Annotated in this window: 17 protein-coding genes; 7 read left to right on the forward strand and 10 right to left on the reverse strand. The window is 57.8% G+C overall.

The window, feature by feature from the left end; translation table 11 throughout:
* Positions 1 to 2 precede the first annotated feature (2 nt).
* The 6 genes from fliE to ACN0XM_RS06655 all read right to left on the reverse strand — a co-directional run bounded on the left by fliE (position 3) and on the right by ACN0XM_RS06655 (position 6790).
* Positions 3 to 371 (reverse strand): flagellar hook-basal body complex protein FliE, encoded by a 369-nt coding sequence (gene fliE, locus ACN0XM_RS06630; protein ID WP_417566141.1) that lies wholly within the window; start codon positions 369 to 371, stop codon positions 3 to 5.
* Positions 372 to 619: 248 nt separating this feature from the next.
* Positions 620 to 2083, reverse strand: coding sequence for a sigma-54-dependent transcriptional regulator (locus tag ACN0XM_RS06635; RefSeq protein ID WP_417566142.1), 1464 nt, complete (start codon positions 2081 to 2083; stop codon positions 620 to 622).
* A 12-nt stretch (positions 2084 to 2095) separates the two neighbouring features.
* Positions 2096 to 3331 (reverse strand): sensor histidine kinase, encoded by a 1236-nt coding sequence (locus ACN0XM_RS06640; protein ID WP_417566143.1) that lies wholly within the window; start codon positions 3329 to 3331, stop codon positions 2096 to 2098.
* A 231-nt stretch (positions 3332 to 3562) separates the two neighbouring features.
* Entirely contained in the window at positions 3563 to 5014 is a 1452-nt protein-coding gene (locus ACN0XM_RS06645) for a sigma-54 dependent transcriptional regulator (RefSeq protein ID WP_417566144.1), read from the reverse strand.
* Between the two features lie 70 nt (positions 5015 to 5084).
* Positions 5085 to 5414 carry an SOS cell division inhibitor gene (locus ACN0XM_RS06650; protein ID WP_417566145.1) on the reverse strand — a complete coding sequence of 110 codons (330 nt, stop codon included), beginning with the start codon at positions 5412 to 5414 and terminating at the stop codon, positions 5085 to 5087.
* Positions 5415 to 5431: 17 nt separating this feature from the next.
* On the reverse strand, positions 5432 to 6790 hold the full coding sequence (locus ACN0XM_RS06655) for a DUF1329 domain-containing protein (RefSeq protein ID WP_417566146.1): 1359 nt from the start codon (positions 6788 to 6790) through the stop codon (positions 5432 to 5434).
* Between the two features lie 259 nt (positions 6791 to 7049).
* Here ACN0XM_RS06655 and ACN0XM_RS06660 point away from each other — a divergent pair, with 259 nt between their 5' ends.
* Entirely contained in the window at positions 7050 to 7562 is a 513-nt protein-coding gene (locus ACN0XM_RS06660; protein WP_417566147.1) for a hypothetical protein, read from the forward strand.
* A 51-nt stretch (positions 7563 to 7613) separates the two neighbouring features.
* Complete coding sequence (locus tag ACN0XM_RS06665; RefSeq protein WP_417566148.1) at positions 7614 to 7874, forward strand: hypothetical protein; 261 nt, start codon at positions 7614 to 7616, stop codon at positions 7872 to 7874.
* Between the two features lie 4 nt (positions 7875 to 7878).
* Here the strand turns inward: ACN0XM_RS06665 and ACN0XM_RS06670 are convergent, their stop codons facing one another.
* Together ACN0XM_RS06670 and lexA are read right to left on the reverse strand one after the other, a co-directional pair.
* On the reverse strand, positions 7879 to 8370 hold the full coding sequence (locus ACN0XM_RS06670; RefSeq protein ID WP_417566149.1) for a cell division inhibitor SulA: 492 nt from the start codon (positions 8368 to 8370) through the stop codon (positions 7879 to 7881).
* Positions 8371 to 8412: 42 nt separating this feature from the next.
* The gene (gene lexA, locus ACN0XM_RS06675; RefSeq protein ID WP_417566150.1) at positions 8413 to 9021 is read right to left on the reverse strand and encodes a transcriptional repressor LexA; all 609 of its coding nucleotides are present in this window, start codon (positions 9019 to 9021) and stop codon (positions 8413 to 8415) included.
* Between the two features lie 219 nt (positions 9022 to 9240).
* On the opposite strand from lexA, the gene ACN0XM_RS06680 reads away from it, so the two are divergent.
* Genes ACN0XM_RS06680 through ACN0XM_RS06690 form a run of 3 tightly spaced genes read left to right on the forward strand, consistent with a single transcriptional unit; the run spans position 9241 to position 11693 of the window.
* Positions 9241 to 10242, forward strand: coding sequence for an amidoligase family protein (locus ACN0XM_RS06680; protein ID WP_417566151.1), 1002 nt, complete (start codon positions 9241 to 9243; stop codon positions 10240 to 10242).
* On the forward strand, positions 10235 to 10975 hold the full coding sequence (locus tag ACN0XM_RS06685) for a gamma-glutamyl-gamma-aminobutyrate hydrolase family protein (RefSeq protein WP_417566152.1): 741 nt from the start codon (positions 10235 to 10237) through the stop codon (positions 10973 to 10975). The genes ACN0XM_RS06680 and ACN0XM_RS06685 overlap by 8 nt, the downstream gene beginning before the upstream one ends.
* Positions 10976 to 11006: 31 nt before the next feature.
* Entirely contained in the window at positions 11007 to 11693 is a 687-nt protein-coding gene (locus tag ACN0XM_RS06690) for an SIMPL domain-containing protein (protein ID WP_417566153.1), read from the forward strand.
* A 2-nt stretch (positions 11694 to 11695) separates the two neighbouring features.
* Here the strand turns inward: ACN0XM_RS06690 and ACN0XM_RS06695 are convergent, their stop codons facing one another.
* Both ACN0XM_RS06695 and ACN0XM_RS06700 read right to left on the reverse strand, forming a co-directional pair.
* Positions 11696 to 15457, reverse strand: coding sequence for a translocation/assembly module TamB domain-containing protein (locus ACN0XM_RS06695; RefSeq protein ID WP_417566154.1), 3762 nt, complete (start codon positions 15455 to 15457; stop codon positions 11696 to 11698).
* Positions 15454 to 17208, reverse strand: coding sequence for an autotransporter assembly complex protein TamA (locus ACN0XM_RS06700; RefSeq protein ID WP_417566155.1), 1755 nt, complete (start codon positions 17206 to 17208; stop codon positions 15454 to 15456). Before ACN0XM_RS06700 ends, ACN0XM_RS06695 begins: the two co-directional genes overlap by 4 nt.
* A 186-nt stretch (positions 17209 to 17394) precedes the next feature.
* Between ACN0XM_RS06700 and ACN0XM_RS06705 the strand changes: the two genes are divergently transcribed.
* Entirely contained in the window at positions 17395 to 18402 is a 1008-nt protein-coding gene (locus ACN0XM_RS06705) for a hypothetical protein (protein WP_417566156.1), read from the forward strand.
* 43 nt (positions 18403 to 18445) lie between these two features.
* Positions 18446 to 19933 carry an amidase gene (locus ACN0XM_RS06710; RefSeq protein ID WP_417566157.1) on the forward strand — a complete coding sequence of 496 codons (1488 nt, stop codon included), beginning with the start codon at positions 18446 to 18448 and terminating at the stop codon, positions 19931 to 19933.
* The last annotated feature ends 14 nt before the right edge of the window (positions 19934 to 19947 follow it).

Genomic DNA, 19947 nt, shown 5'->3' on the forward strand with positions numbered 1-19947 from the left:
TATCAGATCGGCATGTTCATAATGTCTTCATAGGCCCGGACCACCCGATTACGTACCTGGGTCAGTGCTTCGAAGGAGACAGAGGACTTCTGGGCGGCAATCATGACACGGGTGATATCCACGCTCGGATCGCCCATATCGTAGGCGGTGCGGAGATCCCCGGCGGTTTGCTGGAGGTCATTAACATTGTTCACAGCCTTGCCCAGCATATCGCTAAAGGTTGAGGGCTCCTGAGTTTCCCGGACCTGGCGGGGGCCGTCGATTCGGCCACGAACCGATTGATCCTGCTCGATTTGCTGGTTCTGCATCATTTGTGAACGCAGAGACCGGATATCGGACAAAACACTGTTGATGTCGGCGCGCTGAACCATAGCTCTCTCCTGGCTCCGTCCTCCCACGGACGAAATTGCTCTTGGGACTCTGTTACTTCGACTAAAGCAATCGGCAGGCCAACTAGACTTTATTATTATATTTCATAGCCTTACTGGTATCTTTTCTGTAAGACAGGAAGACCAACGACGGACTTTTGACGACGCAACGGGAGTTCCCCAAGGACATCGGAGAAAGGAAAAAAAAGGCACCCCAGAGGGTGCCAATGAAGGAGTTCGTTTTGCAGGGGTCAGGCCATAGCCATTTCAGCATCCAGATCGATTCCGGCATCACGCATCTGGGCCAGTTTGTACCGGAGCGTTCTGGGGCTTATCCCCAACTGCTCCGCGGCCCGATTGCGACGCCCACGCTCTTTCCGGAGGGTCTGAATAATGATACGGAATTCCTGCTGTCGCAGATCATCACCCAGCGATCCGGCCCCATCAGCGTCCTGGTCGCGCGAGGCCTGAGGTTGCTCGTCTGCAGCAACAGCGCGGCTCAAGACGTCCTCCTGCGGCCGCGACTCGCAAAAGTCCGGCGGGGCAGAGACGGGCGCCACGCTGTAAATATCAGGCCTGCCGGTGATGCCAAGCTCCAGACACAGGTCGCCGGCATGAATGACATTGCCCTGGTGCAACACCAGGGCACGCTGAAGGGCGTTATCCAATTCCCGGACATTGCCTGGCCACCGATGGTTCATCAGGGCCGTTCTGGCATCCTGGGCAAAACTGATACCGGTGAGTTTCATCTTACGGCAATGCTTTTTCAGCAGCGACATGGCCAGCGGCATAATGTCCAGTGGCCGCTCCCGCAAAGGTTGCCAGTGCATGGGAAATACGGTCAGTCGGTAGTAGAGGTCTTCCCGGAACTTGCCTTCGCGAACGTAGTCCGCCAGATCCCGGTTGGTGGTAGCCACCACTCGGACATCCAGGCTGATGGTCTTGCGGCCACCCACGCGCTCTACCTCCCGCTCCTGCAACACCCGCAGCAGCTTGGACTGAAGCCCCAGATCCATTTCAGAGATTTCATCCAGAAGGATGGTGCCGCCGTTGGCCTGCTCGAACTTGCCCGGCGACGAGGCCACCGCCCCGGTAAAAGCCCCCTTCTCGTGGCCAAACAGAATCGCTTCCAGCATGTTCTCGGGAATGGCCGCGCAATTAATGGCCACAAATGGCTGATCTGCCCGAGGGGACTGCTGGTGAATGAAACGGGCAAGCACTTCCTTACCCGTTCCGCTTTCGCCGGAGATCATCACCGTGGAGTCAGTGCCGGCGACTTTCGTGGCAAGCTGGAACATGCGCTTGCTGATCGGGTCTTCGGCCACCGGTTCATCGCTGGATTTCTGGCGCCCGCCGCCCACAACTTTGCTGACCGCATCCACCAGGAACTGCGGCTCGAACGGTTTGACCAGATAATCGGTAGCGCCAGCCTGCATCGCAGATACCGCATCGCTGATCTGGCCATAAGCGGTGATCAGCATCATCGGCAAACCGGGATAAAGGCGGTGCACCTCAGCCAGCAGCTGATGCCCGGACAAGCCCGGCATATTGACGTCACTGACCACCATATCGACCGGAGACTCTGCCAGCCGCTCCAGTGCCTCATTGGCGTTCGACGCTTCCCGGACCCGGAACTTCGCCAGCTCGAGGGTGGTGACCAGCGCTTCCCGCAGGTCATGGTCATCCTCGACTATCAGAATCTGGGCCTTGGCCATGGTTGCCTCCGATCAGTATTTGTTACGCAGTTGAGGTAAACGCAGAGTGGCGACAGCACCGCCCTGCTCCGGCGATTCTATGGAAAAGCGGCCCTGATGAGCCTTTACGACAGCCTGCACCACCGCAAGCCCGAGACCAGTGCCATGGGATTTCGTGGTGTAGAAGGCTTCCGTCAACCGGCTCGCTTCAGCAGGCTGAAAACCCGGCCCGTTATCCACCACCCGGATCACCAGTTCGCCGCCCTCTTCAACAATGTGAAGGGCAACCTTGGTGGCGCCGGATTCAAGACTGTTATTAACAAGATTGGTGCAGGCACCGACGAGCGCGTCCCGGTTGCACATCAGACGACATTCCCCGGAAATCCCATCCTGCAGAGTGACCTCCGCCCCCGGTGCTGGTCGGAGCCCCTCGACTGCGGAAGACAGCGCTGCGACCAGTTTTCCGGCGGACAACTCCTCGGCCAGCCGGGTTTCACCGCGGGCAAAAATCAGCATATCCCGGACCTGCTGCTCAAGATGGGTCAGGCGGGACATCAAACGGGACGCGCAACGCTGACGCATTTCTTCATCCAGGTCTTCCTGGCTGAGATGGCCACCATAAAGAATGGCCGCAGACAACGGCGTTCGAATCTGGTGAGCGAGAGACGCCACCATCTTGCCCATGGCGGACAACCGCTGAGCATGGGCAAGCTGGGCCTGAAGATGGCGGGTTTCGGTCAGATCGGTTAGCAGAATCAGCTGCCCGGGCTGGTTTTCCATGGTTCGGATTTCGATGCTGACCCGGCGACCATCCTTCAGGGATACTTCGTGACCGTCATCCCGGCGCGGCGCAAAGCAGCGCTGAATCACATCAATCCAGCGGGCGCCGTCCAGAGGTTCGCCAAGCAGGGCGATGGCGGCAGGGTTAGTCTGGGTGACCACCCCCTGGCTATCCAGCACAACAACACCTGCGGGCAGTGCATTAAGCAGAGTGGATAACCGGTCTGCAAGCTGTTCCTTTTTTTCAAGCTCCTGCTGGCGCTGCAGGGATTCCTGGGTCAACTCACCGGACAGCTGGTTAACCCTGGATTCCAGAGTTCGGTAGGAGTCGGTGATCTGGCGCGACATCCGGTTAAACAGTTCCAGAGCGGAATCCACCGCCTCATCATCCTGTTGCGGAAACAACGCTGTAACCTTGTCATTAACGTCCGCCGCCGCGTTGGCCTTTGTGCCAGCTTCGGACTGAATAACAAACTGTGCCTGACTCATAACCTGACTCCCCGATCGGCCCGTTGGCCTGGACCCTATTGTTCGGATGCTTCGTTTTCAGGTTATTAAGCCAGCGCCGTGCCAACTTGAATTTTGTCATATATTTCATATAGAAAGGGAAACACATCGGAGGGAAATGACAATTTTACGTCGTCCAGAAACGAAAAAGGCGCCTCAGGTTACGAACCTTTGACGCCATTGCTGGAAACGCTGCCACCCGTAATAAGGGTTTCAGGACTCTTCAGACTCCTCCTCCCGAAGCCCATACTTGCGCACCTTCTCCACAAGAGTTGTGCGCCGGATTCGCAGCTTTTCGGCGGCCCGTGCAACCACGCCGCCCGCCTCGTCCAGAGCCTGCTGGATCAGCTGCCTCTCAAGATTCGAGAGGTAGTCTTTCAGGTCAATTCCGTTCACTGGCAGCAGCGCTGGTGCATCCAGCCCCACCAGACCGGGCATGCCAGAGGGCATTCCTGTGTCTTCGACCGGCCGGTTCTCATCGTAATCGTCAACGTACCGGAACTTCTTGGGCAACTCCTGTACACCGATAACGCCGTAAGGATGCATGATGGAAAGCCGCTCCACCAGATTGGCCAGCTCACGCACGTTACCCGGCCATTCATGTCGACAAAGGCTCATGATCGCTGCGGAATTCATTCGCAAAGATCCACGCTTCTCCTTTTCCATTCTGGAAATCAGCTCGTTGATCAACAGAGGAATGTCCTCTACCCGCTCCCGCAATGACGGCATTTCGATCGGAAACACGTTCAGCCGGTAATAAAGATCTTCCCGGAAGTCCCCGGCCTCTATCATGACCTCAAGATGTTTGTGGGTCGCTGCGATGACCCGGACATCCGCCGACAAGGTGCGATTGCTACCCACCCGTTCGAACGTGCGTTCCTGTAGAACCCGCAGAATTTTCACCTGCATATTGAGCGGCATATCCCCGATTTCATCCAGAAACAGCGTGCCACCCTCTGCCAGCTCGAAACGCCCGACCCGGGCAGTGATCGCGCCGGTAAAGGCGCCTTTCTCATGGCCGAATAATTCGCTTTCCAGCAACTCCGCGGGAATGGCGCCACAGTTAACGGGAACAAACGGTTTGTCACGGCGGGAGGAATGATAATGAAGGTTGCGGGCCACCACTTCCTTGCCGGTGCCGGATTCACCGGTAATCAGAACACTCACGTCCTTGTCGGCCACCTGCTGCATCAGCTGACGTACGTGCTGAACTTTCCGACTGGTGCCCACAAGGCTCCGGAAAAGCTGAAGGTCTCGCTGCTGGCCACGTTCCCGGGAATGACTGAACTGGTCCCGGTAGACCTGGGCACGGTAAAGCGAATCAACGAACTTGGTGTAATTCAGTGGCCATTCTATACGGGCAATAATACGGGCATTGTCATCATCGGACAGGCCTTTGAGCTCCGGGTGCCCCAGCAAAAGCAGAGGAACCCCTTTAACCGCTTTGCACATAGCCATAATGGAGTCGGCGGCCCCAGCATCTTCACCGTTCACCACCGCCGCCGAAATATCCGAAAGGCTCTCCTCATCGCCACTGCTCAAAAGCGCCTTAGCGTCCTCGCCGGCAAGGACCTGCTCCTCGCCCAGGAACTCGAGAATAGTGACCATGTCACGCAATCTTGTATCATCCTCGCTCAGCACCAGCACTTTGTTATTTTTAGACATTCAACCGAAACTCTTGAGGGATTTGTGCGGTATTTAAGACTGTAAGGATCGCAGAGTCAATTTTATGACGCTATTTTGGCGGATTAGAAGAGATGTTTTGATAGGCCCTGGCCGCACTGCGATTCCGGTTGACCCCCTTGAGGCCATCTTCTGCTTCCTTGCGGGCGATGTGGGCGGATTCATCCGCAGCGTCAATAAACTGCTGCAGCTCCTCCAGCCGAAGCCGCAACGGCTCCGGTTCAAGTTCTCCAGACTCCAGGGCAGCCATCAGAGGCTCAACCGCGGGCTTTACCTTGTCATTCAGTTGCGCCATAGCGTCCCAGTCCTTGTCCGCCAATGCGCGACCGAGATCGGCCATCAGCCGATCCAGGTGTTCCAGTTGCGCTTGCAAAGCTGTCATTCCGATCTCCTGATCGATCAACGGCGCGCGGCCCTACGTGCCGCTGATGCGGTGAACTCGCTGCCCCGGAACCCGGGTTCGAAATCGTACGCCGGAAAGCCATCGTCCAGGCCATCGACGTAGTACCGCGAGGCTTTCAGGTCGTAAGTCATTTCCATGGTAGTCCAGAATACCGGCTCACTGTAATAGCTGATGTTGTGAGCCTCTGATACTCGCCACAAATTGCCCTTCGCATCGTACTCCTCAGACGCAAGAATCTGCCAGCTGTCCTCATCCACATAAAACACCCGACGATCATAAATGTGCCCGATGCCGGTTCTGCGCCTGGCCTCAACCACCCACACCCGATGGAGCTCGTATCGTGTCAGCGCCTGATTGATATAGCCGGGCCGGATCACGTCAGTTGGCCTCACAGTCGGCCCGTGAAGTTTATAGGCATTGTAGGGCACGAACAGTTCGCGCTTCCCTCTGAGCTCCCAGTCATACTGATTCGGAGCCCCGTTGTACATATCTTTCTGGTCCACCGAACGCAGTGAGGATGAGTTCGGCAGATCCGTCTCGTAGGCCAGATTCGGGGACCGGCGAAGACGGCGGGACCCGGAATCATAACGCCACGCGAGGCGCGGCGAACGCACCTGGTCCAGGGTTTCATGAACCAGGGTAATGGTCCCGGCCAGCGACGATGGCGAAACGGTATCGGTTTTCAGGTAGAAGATTTTGTTGTCAATTTCTGACAGTTCTGCGCCCTTCTGACTGTAGGCAAAAAAGTAGCTGTAATCGTTGACCACGGGATTAAATGAACCGTCTACCTGAGGTGTTGCAGAAGCGCTACGAAAGGCAATCTCCTCGCCCCGATAACGCAGAATGTGGTTCCAGATCACCTCCAGGCCATTGGCAGGAATGGGAAAAGGGCTGGTCATGATGGTGTTCCGGACGCCATTGCCGTTATCAAGCAACTCGGCAGTAACCGCATTTTCCCTGTACTTGTCGTAAACATGCTCGGGGAATGCCGCTGTGCGCCGGGTCTGGTAAACCGGCATGAAGAAATCCGGGCCATACTTCTCGAGCATGGCAATGTGGGCGTCTGAAAGCTTGTCCCGATAGAGCTCAAGATTGTCCGCGGTAATCACAAACAGGGCTTTATCTTCCGGGAATGGATCCATCTCCACCTGGCCTTTACGCCAATTTGCCGGTGGTTGGGCAAGACCTCCAGTCCACTCGGGAATGCTGCCCGAGGCATTTGCGCTCCGCTCGGCGCCGACTGGGGTGAGATCATCACCCAGGCGCTGGGCCTCGGGCGCCGTGACCTTGGACAGGGCTTGTCCGGACAAACAGAGAAAAACCGCTGCAACACCTGCAACTATGTGGCTTCGCATCCCTTACACCTCCAGATATTCATGCTGTTGGGCGGCTGCAACGATCAGAGTTCGTAAAGCCGGGCGCCTTTTTGCCAAATTCAAACGATCGTTTCAAGTGAATGTTTGTATTTAATTGTGAAACCCTCTGCCATCGTAGGGGGACTCTCTGTCACCGCACCCCTCCAAAAGACAGCTGCAGAAAATTTCTGTCAGAAATGGTATAGTGACGGATTAATTTTCCGGCATTACACCCCCATTCCGGGATCGCAGGTATTACATGGCCTCACAATGGCATTCACTGGTTTCGCAAAAACTGTTCCTCGCCCGGACACTGCTCGGTCAACTCGACCGGCCAACGGCTCAGAATGAGGAACATGCACCTAACGAAGCAGAGAAGGCGTTATGTCGCGAAGCGATGATACAGGGCGCCACGGAGCTACTTCTGAGGTCCAGGCGTCTGCTACTGGTGATGATTGCCCGGCTATACCAGAAAAGATCCGACGAACCTTCAACACTGGACGATCTGGCCAGGGCAATCGGGGAGGAGCCCAGCGAAGTAAACGGGCTGCGGGAGATTGAGCACAGAACAGGAAGTTGGTGGAACCATCTGGATCAGCTGGAAATGGCCCAAAGCCGGCCGCCGACAACCCGAAAAACAGTCAGTACGGACAATATCATTGCGGTATCCGCCGACTCGGGCCCGGACCGCTCTGCTACGGCGTTGTTGAAAACACTCAATGCCGTCAAACACTTTGCCGACGACCTGGAAGAGCAGCACAGCGAGTGGTAAGCGCATAAAGCTGCCCGTTTTCCGGATCTCAACAACTGAAAGGTTTATTGAATGTCACCATCGTTTTTTGAAATTGTACAACTGACCAATGGCGACTATGCCCTGCGCCGCATCGACGATGACAGTGCACCCCTGGTGAAGATCTCATTCTCGGAAGAAGCGCGGGAAATGATGGAGGATCGTGACCTGTCCGTTGCCAAGGCGATGATCGCGGCGGGCATCGAAGCAGTCGGCAACGTTGCACACGATATCGATTGGGAAGACGACGAACTGGACGCCCCCGACGCCCAGCCCTCCCACACGCTGCACTGAGCGGTTAACGCTGCCTTAACACCACACCGTGGCTGTTACCCTCTGCGGACGCCTTTTGCAGGGAGTCGAAGGCAGCACGACCCAGCTTCCGGGTCCACATAACAACCGCATGGCAAGTTCCCGCGCTCAAGGCGCGCTCTGCCAGCTCCTGCGCGGGGTATTCCGGGGTTGAACGCAGCACCAGCAGCTCGCCGGCAATAATCCCGTGCATCTTCTGCCATTTGCTGACCAGTGCCTGAGGCGGGTCAATCCATGCCAGCCAGCGCTTTTCCTGGTTCAGCTGAGTCAGCATAGGCAGCAGCAACTGGAAGTTTTCTACCTGCCCCTGCGGCAGGATAATTTCTGTCACGTTTCCGGTAGCGGGCGCTTCCGAGGTATCCGGGGTGCGTCGGGCGCGAATGACGGAACGTCGCTCGCGGGCGACAGCTGCCGGCACTGAACAGGACAGAGCGTTGTGTTGGTATGCCAGATTCTGGTTAAAGCTCAGTTGTTCCATAATTCACCCGTTTCTCAATAAATCTGTGGTTGTCCGGCCGGATCAGTGAAGATCAGAGCGGCGGATAACCCCCACACCCAGACCTTCAATGAACAGGTCCTGTTCTTTCAGGTCGACTTCAATGGGCGCGAACTCTTCATTCTCGGCAATCAGATAGACCTTTGAGCCTTCCTTGCGAAAACGCTTAACGGTGACCTCGTCCCCCACCCTGGCAACGACCACCTGACCGTTATGAACATCCTGGGTGCTGTGAACCGCCAGCAGATCGCCGTCCAGAATACCGATATTTTTCATACTCATGCCCCGCACCCGCAGCAGGTAATCAGCCGAAGGTGAAAAGAACTCCGGCTTAAGGGTGCAGTGATCCTCAATGTGCTCCTGCGCAAGAATCGGGCTACCGGCAGCCACCTGACCAATCACCGGCAAACCCAGATCCTCTTCTGCCTCAGGCAGACGGATGCCCCGGCTTGCTCCGGGCACCATTTCAATGGCGCCCTTCCGGGCGAGTGCCCGCAGGTGCTCTTCAGCGGCATTGGCTGAACGAAAACCCAGCTCGGCCGCGATTTCCGCCCGGGTCGGCGGATAGCCGGTCTCGTCAACGTAACGGCGGATAATATCCAGTACCTGGGATTGCCTTGCTGTTAGCTTCATTAAGCTGCTCCGCTTGATCAGGGCCGGCATTCCCGCTATTAAAAAGGGGCACCCCAAGGGGCGCCGGCAAACCTGTTTTTATATACAGTGATTTGACTATATACAGTGTTTTATCCAGTGTAAAGCCAACACCCGAAATTTCTTGCCAGCGCTTAACGGTGACGATCAGTACCGGTGTGATATGGTGAGCGAATCACTTACTAGCTACCAGGGAGCTCCATGACACGGACCAAAGCCTGCAGGATGCCCGACGCTCTGAAAACCGCAGAAGGAAAAGAACGCAGGGTTGGCATTGAAATTGAAATGTCCGGTCTTGGCTACGACGAACTGGTGGCCCTGTGTGCAAAGCTGCTCGGAGGAACACCGGTCCTGCAGTCGCGATACGTGACCACGCTCAAGACGGAACTGGGAGAATTCACGGTTGAACTGGATTCCGACCCCATTAAGGATCTTGATCTGACCGATGAGCGGCTTCCCCGTTCGGTTCGGGAATTGGGCGGCCAGGCCATGGATATGATCGACGCCGCTGCAGAAAGGATCGTGCCTCTGGAAATCATCAGCCCACCGCTGCCATTTACCAGCCTGGAGGCGGTCGAATCCCTGGTCGATAGTCTCCGGAATGCCGGCGCCCTTGGCAGCCGTGATGCAATCTACTTTGCCTTCGGGCTCCAGCTCAATCCCGAGCTGCCAGACCTCAAGCCAGCAACGCTGGTGCGGTATTTCCAGGCCTTCGCCATGCTGTACGACCGGCTCAAGGCAAGGCACCAGCTTGATGTCAGCCGCAAGTTCACAACCTATATTGAACCCTGGCACACCCGGTATACAGAACTGCTCATGGAAGACGACTATCAGCCGGACCTGCCGCAACTGATGGAGGATTACCTGGAGTTCAATCCGACCCGGAACCGAGCCCTGGACCTTCTACCCCTGTTTGCCCATCTCGATCATGAGCGGCTTGAACGCCACGTTCGGGACCCGAGAATCAAAAGCCGGCCAACCCTGCATTACCGGCTTCCGGATTGCGATATCGACAACCCGGCCTGGCATTTTTCAGCGGTGTGGAATGACTGGGTGGTGCTCGAACAATTAGCCAACAACCCTGATGATCTGGCGGAGATGCGCGTTCTGTTCCGTGAAAGCCGCAAACTCAACCTGCACAATCTGACCCACAGCTGGCAGGAAACCACCGAAAACTGGCTTGCCAGGAAGGGCTATGTCTGAGCGGTCTGCAAAGCCCGACCGGGAACCGGAAATTCCTGGCCTGACGATAGGCATCAGCGGCCCCGCACGAAAAAGCCTGGCACACCGGTTGATCAGCCTTGGCCTGAGACTGCACGGAGCCAGGACCTACTACATTCGCCCCGGCTCACGGGTCGATGTATCCCTGCTCGACGGCCTGGTGTTGTCCGGTGGCACCCACGTGCACCCGGAACGCTACGGCCAGGAACCGAAGGTAACCGCGCGTTACGACCGCAAGCGGGACGCCACCGACCAGGCGCTGCTGGAACAGGCGGAACGCATTGGAATTCCTGTGCTGGGCATCTGCCGCGGAGCTCAGTTCATCAACGTGTTCCACAATGGCTCCCTGTGCCAGAACGTGACACCCTTGCGCGTGAACACAAGGCATCGCCCTCTGTTATTGCCACTGCAGACGGTTCGTCTGGTTGAGCACAGCCGGCTGCGGCAAGTGATGGATTCCCCGGTGATCGGCGCCAACCGGATTCACAGCCAGACCATCAAGCGCCTGGGCCGGAATCTGCGCGTTACCGCCGTCGACAACGATCTGTTTGTCCAGGCCATTGAAAGCACCCGGGGCCAATGGCTGATGGGCATTCAGTGGCATCCAGAGTATTTGCTTTACCACAGCGGGCATAGACGCATCTTCGGCAATTTCGTGGATGCCGCCCGCCGATTCAAACTGGCGCGCCTGGAATCGAATACCGGCGAGGCCTGATATCAATGCTGTATGCACAGGAGGAACATCCATGGCCGGACGGAACCCAAAATCCCGCTTTCTTCTTACCCTTGCCCTGATGGTACCGGCTCTGTCCCTGGCGGGCGAAGTCACACTCAGTGGCGAGGGCAGTGTTCGATATGAGCCGGACAGTGCCCGGCTTCAGTTCACCGCCAGTGCCGAAGATGCTCTTCCGCAGAAGGCCACGGAAAAGGTGGCAACAATGGTGACCCAATGGCGAGACGGCATCAGCCGCTACCGGGATCAGCTCGGGGAGTATTCCGATTCCACTCTCAACCTTTACACTCGCACCCTTCCCCCTGAAGAACGGGGGGAAGCGTCGCAAAAGCAGGCCATGGCTTCCCAGACCATCAGCTTCACAATCAACGACCTGACTCTCCTTAACCCCTTGTTGCAGCAGGCTCAGGCCCTGGGATTGGATTACAGTCTGGGACCCCACCAGTTTTTCCACTCGGATGAAACCGGAATGGAAAAGGAGGCTCTGGCCAGAGCCGTTTCCGATGCCAAAGCCCGCTGCAGCTTCGTGGCCAGCCAGCTCGACCACACCTGCGGCGATGTCGTGACCATCAACGTCAATGGCGGCCATCGCCCGGCACCGATGATGATGGCGGAAGCTAAAGGCATGTCGGATACCGTGTCCAGCGTGAGTGAACGGGAAATTCGGGCTTCGGTCAGTGCCACCTTTGAACTGGACTGAACTCAGAAGTCCCGGGTATAGAAGATATCCAGGGAAGCCGCCAGACCACTGGCGGCTTCCAGGTAGAAATACCGGCCCAGATCGTACCGCAATGCGACGGTGGTAATCGGCTCAAAAATGCCAACACCATAACGAACACTCAGCTCATCTGTCAGGTAACCACTGGCCACCACCGATGTCTGCTCGCCGGAGCCCTCAGCCTCCAGGGTCAGCTGGCGAATACCGAACTCCTCCCCGATCTGCCCGGTCACCTTGTTGGCCTGGGTCAGGCCCAATGACAGCGCCGCCCGGCTCATCTGGCCCTCATCGCCCCGGCTCTGGGGCGCCCGGCCCAGAATCACATAGGACAGCGCATCCGTTTGCGGCATATCAGGGTTGGAGAAGACCTCTGTATTGGGTGACTGAACGGGGCCGCTCAGGCGAATACCGGCGATGACGGTACCAACTGTCCTCACGGCTTCGATGTCCAGATAGGGTTGAGTGAGATTGCCGACGAACAGCAGACGGGCCCGCCTGAGCTCAAGCTCCTGCCCGTAGGCTTCATACTGGCCATTGACCAACTGCAGCGTGCCCCGGGTGTCCATGTCGTTTCCAATCCGCAGAGTGCCTTCCAGATCGCCGGTCACTCCGAAGGCCGCGAAAGTGACCTGGTCTTCACCCACCACAACGGTGACGTCCATATTCAGGGACCGGACAACAGGCTCTTCCCGCTCCACGCCAACGATCACTTCGTCTTCGGATACCGACACCGCCTGGGCCGGCAAGCCCTTGATCTCAATATTGCCTCTCGGAACCCCGACCTGTCCCGACACCTGCAGGGATCCATCCCGGAAAACAATTTTCAGGTCCGGTTCCACCTCAAGCTGCGCATAGGGCTCGAGGTTAAACGGCACCCGGCTGCCGGAAATAGTTATCTCTCCCCGCGGCGCCTGCTGCCAGTCAATCTCGCCATCGATAACTGTGCTGCTCCGGGCATTACTCTGGATCCGACCACTGAGCCCGGCGGAGTAGCCGGTAAGCTCAAGGCTGGCAACCACCTCTTCCATGGGTACCGGTAGTCTGGGGTCCGACACACGGCCCTTGGTCAGATGCAATTCCCCATTCACAGCCGGCTTCATCAACGGCCCGGATATGCGGCCTTCTCCATCCACCCTGCCAGCAACTTCCTGAAGTCCGGAGAGCAGACCGGCAAGTGCAATATTCAACCCTTCAATTCGGAAGGATCCATCAACAGCACGATCGTCTGAAGTTGGGTCCAGTGCCATATCCAGAGAAAAATCACCAAGCTCGGGGCCGGAAAGACGGACTGCAAGATCCGCCTGATCCGGCTTCAGACCCACCTCGGTTGAGAGGGCATTGTAGTCCAAGGACTCCCATTCACCGTCCACCATCAGCTCAAATGCTCCGTCTCCGGCGTCCAGGAAGATCCTGCCATCAGGGCCGGCATCGGTGGTCGTGAAGTCAATTTCTCCGTTCAAACGGGCATTCCAGCGCAGTGTTTCCGGCAGCAGCGGCGCCAGAGCCAGCGTCGGAAACTGGTCGATACGATAGGCAATACGGGGCACGGGCAGCAGTGTCTGGTCGTCAGCGCATACCGTGCTCTGCTGCCAGCGCCAGCAGTGGTTGCCAAACGTAAGTTCGCCGCTGTCACTGAAGGCCAGAGACGCCGGCGACTCCAGTTGCCACCGCTGGGACTGCTCCGGCAAGGCAATAACACCTTCTGATAGCGCCCCCTGCCAGGTTCGCCAATCAGCCCCTGCTCCGCCTTCAAAGACAAGCTCAAGGTCAGCCTCCGCATGGTTGACGGCGATCGTAACCCTGTGCCGATCCTGGCTGCCATTCGCTTCCACCGTCAGCGCTTCAAGTTCCTGCCCAAAACCATGAATATTGCCCGCATCCAGCTGGCTCCTGAGACTCAGGCCGGTCGTCAGACGCGCCTCCAGGTTCAGATTCCCAACGGCCAGTTCATCCCGCCAGCGCAGGTCGCGGGCATTCGCTGTCAGCTCTCCCGTCGGGTCTTCGGGCGTGCCCTCGGCTTTCAGCGTCGCCTCCAGGCTGCCGGCAAAGCCCGGCAGGAACGCTTCAGGATCGGGTACGTTCAGAGCCAGGTCACCGCGGACGATAGTGCCCCAGGCCCCGCTTCCCTCTATCCGGTTATCACCCACTACCAGTTCCAGGCCCGACAGCTCCCAGTTTCCCGAAGCGGTATCCAGACTGCCTGCCAGGGATGCCGGATTGGAGCGCCAGTCACCCTCGAGATTCCAGCTGGCGTTCATGATGGGGATGGGACCATCTCCGAGCTGTCCTTCGGTGGTTACATCACCGCTTAGGCTGGCCTCAAGAATCGGCACCCAGTAACCTGGATTGAAATCCTGAAGCCGGAGGGCCGCCTGCCAGGACAGGGGCCCGGAAAAATTCACCGATCCTTTGCCGGTGAGCGAACCGGCACCGGTTACAACGCTCAGATCCGTCAATGTGGTTTGCCGGGTGTCGCCATCCACGGTGGTCGACAATTCGGCCTGGCCCTGAGGACCATCAACATCCGCGGTCAGCTCGGCGTGGTAGCTTCCCGCCCGCCAGGAAACGGTGCCATCCAGCGAACGGAGTGAAACAGCCGGAGGCTCGAAGCCGGGAATAAGCGTGTACCAGGGAAACCCGCGCAGACGGACATCCGCACTTGCATCCAGCCCGTCACGCCAATCGACCGCACCGTTGACTACCACCGTATCCTGACCGCTCCGGGCTTCACCGTCAGTTGCCAGCTCAAGGCGAATATTCTCCGCCGACTGAGTGGTGACCAGCCCTTCCAGAGACAGCCGAACCGGTCCGGAAGTACCGGGCAACCGTGCCTGTCCGCGGGCATCGAAGCCATCTTTCAGACTGCCTCGTGCCTCTACAAACCAGTCCTGAAGAATCAGGGTTTCCGGGAGCGCGTCAACCGCCCTGAACTGATCCGACGTCAACCTGAGTCTTGCCGGAAGGTCCGGATCCAGAGGCTCGACTTTTCCCGACAGGGCGGCTTCCAGATAGCCACGACTTCTGGCGGTGACCATGAGGTCCCGAACACTGCCGGATAGCGTGGCATCCAGGGTCCAGTCGTCCCCCTCCGGTGGGGGCAGATTTGCCGTGACTTCCAGACTGATTGGCCAGTCCCGACGGGTCTCGATCCTGCCCGATGCGGCAACCGTGTAGTCGTCCCGCTGATACCAGGCATGGTCAATGTTCCAGGCAGCCCCGGAACCGCCGCCATCCAGCTCAAACCGGTCCCAGATCTTGTTGCCATTAAAGGTAAATGTCCCCAATCGGACGCCACTGACTCTCAGGGCGAGAGGCAGATCAACACCAGGAAGCGCTATTACACCGCTGCCGCCGGATTTTTCGGCTGGTGGCAATTGAGCAACCTCAAGCGTTTGTGCCTGAAGCTTCTCCATACACAGCTGTTTGCGGAACAGACAGGAAGGCGACCAGTCCACCAGCGGCGCCTGCACGATCACCTCAACACCATACCCCCGCCATTCGAGATGATCGGCCTGCCATTGGCCAAACAGCGAGCCACGGTCATTTTCGGCCTGCAGGCCGGGCACCTGTTCAATCACCCAGGCGGTACCGGTCTCAGAACGCAAGGCAAGCAGAACAGCGGCCACCAGCAGGACTGGTAAAAGCACCAGAAGGCCGAGGGACAAAAGCAGCCAGAACCGGAAATGGTGCCGCCCTTTCGACCGTTCCTGATTCCGGTCTGGCGATTGTTCTGGCGTCTGCGTCACAGCTCAGGCCCCATGGAAAAGTGAATGCGCCAGCCGCCGCCAAACTCCCGGTCCAGCCCCTTGGCAATGTCCAGCCGCAGGGGGCCCACCGGGCTGATCCAGCGAATGCCCACACCGGCGCCGGTCGCCAGCGGGTCGTTCAGGTTGTTGATCGCGTTACCGTGATCCACAAACAGCGCTGCCCGCCATTTGTCGGCAAACTGATACTGATACTCGCCACTACCAACCATCAGGAAACGCCCACCCACCGGCACGCCGTTGTCGTTTTCCGGAGACAGGGTTTCGTAGCCATACCCACGAACACTCTGGTCACCGCCGGCAAAAAACCGCAGCGATGGCGGCACATCTTCAAACCGGTTAGTCGCAACTGCCCCGGCCTGAAACCGGGCGAGGAACCGGTGTCGGTCGAAAACAGTGTACAACCCCTTCACCAGAGCATTCACGTGCAAAATATCCACATCGGAGAGGACCGCCCGGTGAGACCCCGTCGCATCAAACTGCAGGCGGTAACCGCGGGAAGGATCCAGTTGCGAGTCGGCAAAAATCTTAGAGTATCCGGCCCCGGGTAACAGAAGCGTACTCGTTCCTGTCTCATCGTCACCGATGTTGAAACGCTCACCTTCCCAGCGCAGCGACAGTACCTGCAACCAACCGTTATCCAGCTGATGCTGCCACTGCTGCCCGAAGGTCAGTAGTTCCGATTCGATATTTTCGATGTCCTCCCGCTGATACCCGGCGGTCAGCCGGATCAGGTCTGTCATGGGCGGATCCAGAGGCAGTTCATACCAGGTACTGAGATTCTGCCTGGGTACTGAGAGCTCGGTCTCGGCACCGCGTTTGTGCCCCATGGGATTGATCCAGTGCTCCCGCCAGGTACCCCTGAACCGGGGACCGACATCGGTTGAGAAGCCGACACCTGCCGCCACCGAGCGAGCCTCCCGCCGGGTGAGCCCTATGCGTATCGGAATCACCCCATTTTCGGCATTGGTTGGGGAAGCATCGATATCCACCCCCTGGAAATAACCGCTGCTTTGCAGGTCATTGTTCAGCTTTGCAATCTGATCGGAATGATAGGGAATACCTGGTTCGAAGGTGACGAAACGTTTCAGAAGGCCGAGCTCGAACCAGTGATCTTCCTCGAAGGTCACCTGGCCGAGGCGGTACCGATCGCCGCTGTCATAAATCAGGGTAATCGTGGCGCTCCGGGTTGCCGGGTCCACCTCCAGAGTTCGGGTGACAAACTTGCCATCAAAATAACCACGGCGGCGGGCTCGGGTCTGGATGGTGTCCCGGAGGCTTGCGTACTGGCCATGGTTGAGGATGTCGCCTTCCGCCGGGTGCGGCGGGAGATTGGCGGTAAAGCTTTCATCAGAAGCCGCGGCGCCCCGTATTTCTACATTACGTGACCTCACCCTGACGGGCTCACCAGGCTCAATAGACAAAATCAGCGTTGCAGTTGCATCCGAATCCCCATGCTGAATCCGCCAGTCGATCGTTGGGCTGTAGTATCCCAGTGCCCGTAACGCTTTCCTGGCCTGGCTCACCGCAGTGGGTGCATAGCGGCGAAGGTTTCCTTCGCTGCGGCCCTCCACCTCACCAATGAAGGCCTCCGCGTTGGCCTTAAGGTTCGGATAATCCCCTTCCACTTGCACTTCGACCTGTTGCGCGGAAACCCATGCGGGTGCGCACCAGAGCAAAGCCACGAAAAGCCGGATCCGACACGATTTCACAGATTGGTAAATTGATAGCATCCGGCTTTATCAGTGATGGTGGTAACAATAAGTATTTCCGTTCAAGCGTGGAAGTTTAATGGCAGACCGTCAAGTTAATCCATGGTTGGCCATACCGACACCGGGCACCGCCTTCACAGCCAGTCGTTTGTCGTAACGAAATACGCTAACCTGCCAGATACTTAGCAACAAACCGGGCTCTGGCGAATGCTGAAAATAAACCGAGAAAACCTGAAATCCAGCCACCAGCTTATCTGGTTCATCATCGATTTTGCGATGTTGGGCCTGCTGATTATCAACCTGGCGTTCATCATCTGGGACTCGATTTACAATTTCATCGCCATCCAGAATCTGCTCAAAGAGCAAGTGCCGACCATCCAGTCCCTCTACCACCCGATCCACGAACGGTTCATTTTCTACGATCTGATCTTCGTGGCCGTCTTCCTGACCGAGTTTTTCGTCCGCTGGGGTTACGCCCTCAAGGCCCGGGTTTACGACCGCTGGTATTTCTACCCGTTCATCCACTGGTATGACCTGGTCGGCTGCATCCCCATCGGCAGTCTGCGGTTCCTTCGTATTCTCAGGGTGATCTCCATCGTCTATCGCCTGCACCAGTACAAGATCATTGACGTTACGAACACCAAGATCTACCGGTTCGTTAACTTCTATTACGAAGCGTTTATGGAAGAACTTTCGGACCGCATCGTACTCAAGGTACTCAGCGGTGTTCAGCAGGAGGTGAAACGGGGCTCCCCGCTATTTGACAAGATCCAGGAGGACATTCTCTACCCCCGGCGAGACATGCTGTCTGACTGGATTTCCAAGCGGGTGGCAGAAGCGGCCCAGGAGGGCTATGTGCCCAACCGCGGCGCCCTGAGGAGCTATTTGGAGGACAGAGTCGATAACGCCCTCAAACAGAATCTGGAGCTGTCCCGACTGAAATTTCTGCCGGTGGTCGGGCCCACGATCCAGGAAACCCTGGAAGAGGCCGTAGGCGACATCGTTGCCCATGTCATCCACCAGATCCTGGAGGACCTGGCCTCCGCTTCGAATCACGCCTTCATTGAAGACATCGTGAACGTGTTCCTGCCGTCACCTGGTGAAGTTCAGGCAGATGAAGCCCAGAACGAAGCGCTGATCAATCTGATCATCGAGATCATCGATGCCGTCAAAGGCCAGGTGAGGGTAAAACACTGGCGTACCGAACTGCCCTGAACACAGGCAATCGTCCATTACCCCAACAACAAAGAGAACCTTCATGGATGCACTCCACCCTCCACTGCACTATCAGCCAGCCCATGAACTCCTGAGTCAGCTGGAGGCGGGGACCCTGACCAGCGAGGCACTGACGAGGGCCCTGCTGGCGCGAATCCGTGAGCACAACCCTGGCATCAACGCGATCGTGACCCTGGATGAACAAAGCGCACTGGCCAGTGCGCGCGAGGCCGATCAACAACGTGCGGCAAATAACGTTAAAGGGCCACTTCACGGACTACCACTTACCCTGAAAGACACCTGGGAAGTGGCAGGAATGGCCTGCACTGCCGGCGCACCGGCGCTCAGGAACCACCGGCCAGAAACCCATGCTGATGTGGTGCAACGCCTGGAGGATGCCGGGGCAATCATTTTGGGCAAGACCAATGTGCCGATCTATGCCACCGATCTACAAAGCTATAACAAGCTGTTTGGCGTAACCAACAACCCCCACAATCCCGACCTTACCCCCGGTGGTTCGTCAGGTGGTGCCGCTGCGGCGCTGGCGGCCGGCATGACCCCCCTGGAAGTGGGCAGTGACCTGGCCGGCTCCATTCGCATACCCGCGCATTTCTGCGGCGTGTTTGGTCACAAGCCCACTCGTTCTCTGGTCTCCTTTCGGGGCCACATCCCTGGCCCGCCCGGCACCCAGTCCAGACCGGACCTGGTGGAGGGTGGGCCCATGGCCCGCAATGCCCGGGATCTTGAGCTGCTATTGAAGGTCATTGCAGGCCCACGACCTTCAGAGGAGCGCAGCTGGGCCCTGAACATGACGCCGGCTGAGCTGCAGACCCTCGATCAGGCCCGGGTCGGCCTTTGGCTGGAGGATCCGCTATGCCCTGTCGAACAGGCGCTCACCGAGGGTTATCGCACCCTGGGCAAGTCCCTCGCTGACAGGGGCGCCCTGGTGACAGAAGCCCATCACCCCCTACTCAGTCTGGAGCATATTCTGCCCACTTACTTTAACTTGCTGGGCAGCCTGCTCAGCATCTCCCTGAAGCCTGCCCAGCGCCGACAAATGAAATGGATCGCCCGGCTTGAACCCTGGCTGAAGTTTCTCGGCCCCATGACCCCGTTCATCGGAGAGTACGGCCGAGGTGTGAATCAGCCCGTCTACCAGTGGATGGCCTGGAGCGAAATGCGGGAGAAAATGCGGGCACAGATTGAATCCCTGTTTCGGGAGGTAGATGTACTACTAACACCAATAACGCCCACTACCGCCATCAGGCATGACCACTCACACCCGGTTTTCAAGCGCCGCATCACCGTCGCCGGCCAGCCTCGGCCCTACATGGACCAGTTCTGCTGGATTGCCTTCGCCACCCTGCTGGGCCTGCCGGCCACCTCGGTGCCAATCGGTCGAACGAAGGATGGCCTGCCGTTCAATATTCAAGTGATTGGTGCGCCGGGAATGGACCTGACCACTATCCGGTTTGCGCAGTTGTTGGAGGACGCCGGGCTTGCCGGGTTTGTGCAACCGGCAAGGTTTTGAAAAGCAGGCAGGCC

It is taken from the genome of Marinobacter sp. (genome assembly GCF_048269445.1).
Lineage (GTDB): Bacteria > Pseudomonadota > Gammaproteobacteria > Pseudomonadales > Oleiphilaceae > Marinobacter.

What these genes read in the sequence shown, in the direction of transcription:
- ACN0XM_RS06660 (WP_417566147.1), top strand. Translation starts at nt 7,050, where the DNA reads ATGGCCTCACAATGGCATTCACTGGTTTCGCAAAAACTGTTCCTCGCC.
- ACN0XM_RS06710 (WP_417566157.1), top strand. Translation starts at nt 18,446, where the DNA reads ATGGATGCACTCCACCCTCCACTGCACTATCAGCCAGCCCATGAACTC.
- ACN0XM_RS06670 (WP_417566149.1), bottom strand. Translation starts at nt 8,370, where the DNA reads ATGGAACAACTGAGCTTTAACCAGAATCTGGCATACCAACACAACGCT.
- ACN0XM_RS06700 (WP_417566155.1), bottom strand. Translation starts at nt 17,208, where the DNA reads ATGCTATCAATTTACCAATCTGTGAAATCGTGTCGGATCCGGCTTTTC.
- ACN0XM_RS06640 (WP_417566143.1), bottom strand. Translation starts at nt 3,331, where the DNA reads ATGAGTCAGGCACAGTTTGTTATTCAGTCCGAAGCTGGCACAAAGGCC.
- ACN0XM_RS06635 (WP_417566142.1), bottom strand. Translation starts at nt 2,083, where the DNA reads ATGGCCAAGGCCCAGATTCTGATAGTCGAGGATGACCATGACCTGCGG.
- ACN0XM_RS06645 (WP_417566144.1), bottom strand. Translation starts at nt 5,014, where the DNA reads ATGTCTAAAAATAACAAAGTGCTGGTGCTGAGCGAGGATGATACAAGA.
- ACN0XM_RS06665 (WP_417566148.1), top strand. Translation starts at nt 7,614, where the DNA reads ATGTCACCATCGTTTTTTGAAATTGTACAACTGACCAATGGCGACTAT.
- ACN0XM_RS06690 (WP_417566153.1), top strand. Translation starts at nt 11,007, where the DNA reads ATGGCCGGACGGAACCCAAAATCCCGCTTTCTTCTTACCCTTGCCCTG.
- ACN0XM_RS06650 (WP_417566145.1), bottom strand. Translation starts at nt 5,414, where the DNA reads ATGACAGCTTTGCAAGCGCAACTGGAACACCTGGATCGGCTGATGGCC.
- ACN0XM_RS06705 (WP_417566156.1), top strand. Translation starts at nt 17,395, where the DNA reads ATGCTGAAAATAAACCGAGAAAACCTGAAATCCAGCCACCAGCTTATC.
- ACN0XM_RS06685 (WP_417566152.1), top strand. Translation starts at nt 10,235, where the DNA reads ATGTCTGAGCGGTCTGCAAAGCCCGACCGGGAACCGGAAATTCCTGGC.
- ACN0XM_RS06655 (WP_417566146.1), bottom strand. Translation starts at nt 6,790, where the DNA reads ATGCGAAGCCACATAGTTGCAGGTGTTGCAGCGGTTTTTCTCTGTTTG.
- fliE (WP_417566141.1), bottom strand. Translation starts at nt 371, where the DNA reads ATGGTTCAGCGCGCCGACATCAACAGTGTTTTGTCCGATATCCGGTCT.
- ACN0XM_RS06680 (WP_417566151.1), top strand. Translation starts at nt 9,241, where the DNA reads ATGACACGGACCAAAGCCTGCAGGATGCCCGACGCTCTGAAAACCGCA.
- lexA (WP_417566150.1), bottom strand. Translation starts at nt 9,021, where the DNA reads ATGAAGCTAACAGCAAGGCAATCCCAGGTACTGGATATTATCCGCCGT.